Below are 659 nucleotides of genomic sequence, written 5' to 3'. Positions count from 1 at the left end.
GTAAGCACACCATAACAAGACGGGTATGAAATCAAGCAGGCACCTTCTAAACTGTAAGTAAACAGTTGGAGGTGCTTTTTAAATGCAAGATATTATTCCAGTAAATTTACATGGCCGAAATCCAAAGGATTTCAAACCCACTAAGCCTCAAATGGTGGCAAAATTTACAGTTAAACGGGTCAATGTCACAATCTTTGATACTATCAGCAAGGATCAGATGAGTGATCTGATGGAAGTGATTTTAGATCATGTTGATTAACTGGCAAAACCCCAAACATGTTTATATTGTTTGTGGGAAAACCGACCTTCGCAAAGGTATCGATGGCTTAGCCATCGTAGTGGCAGAAAACTTTGGCCTTGACCTATATGATGATTCTCTTTTTTTATTCTGTGGTAATCGAAGTGATCGGTTTAAGGGCTTATATTGGGATGGTGAAGGTTTCATCTTACTGTATAAACGATTTGAAAATGGCGGGTTACGTTGGCCACGTTATCGAAATGATGCTCATCAGTTGACTAATCGTCAAATCAAACAATTATTAGAAGGTGTCAATCCGTTGCCTCCAAAACGAGTTAAAACCGCGTCACATGGGGATTTTTATTAGGTTTTCACCTATTAAAAGCCCCTTTTTTTCGGTATAATTTATATATCGGAAGGA

The 659-nt window shown here is 38.2% G+C and carries 2 protein-coding genes; both read left to right on the top strand.

What is annotated here, in order from left to right; genetic code table 11:
• The first annotated feature begins 82 nt into the window (after window positions 1-82).
• Window positions 83-259: a hypothetical protein gene (locus PS3_RS10520; protein ID WP_176662269.1), complete on the top strand. Its 177-nt coding sequence runs from the start codon at window positions 83-85 to the stop codon at window positions 257-259.
• Window positions 249-605, top strand: a complete 357-nt coding sequence (gene tnpB, locus PS3_RS08665; protein ID WP_007122707.1) for an IS66 family insertion sequence element accessory protein TnpB — start codon at window positions 249-251, stop codon at window positions 603-605. Before PS3_RS10520 ends, tnpB begins: the two co-directional genes overlap by 11 nt.
• Window positions 606-659: the final 54 nt, after the last annotated feature.

This window comes from Limosilactobacillus gastricus PS3, assembly GCF_000247775.1.
Taxonomy (GTDB): Bacteria; Bacillota; Bacilli; order Lactobacillales; family Lactobacillaceae; genus Limosilactobacillus; species Limosilactobacillus gastricus_A.
The sequence above is the reverse complement of the archived record's forward strand: the minus strand, read 5'-3'. Positions and strand labels throughout refer to the sequence as shown.

Coding starts and splice junctions, on each gene's coding strand:
- PS3_RS10520 (WP_176662269.1), top strand. CDS start 83: ATGCAAGATATTATTCCAGTAAATTTACATGGCCGAAATCCAAAGGAT.
- tnpB (WP_007122707.1), top strand. CDS start 249: ATGTTGATTAACTGGCAAAACCCCAAACATGTTTATATTGTTTGTGGG.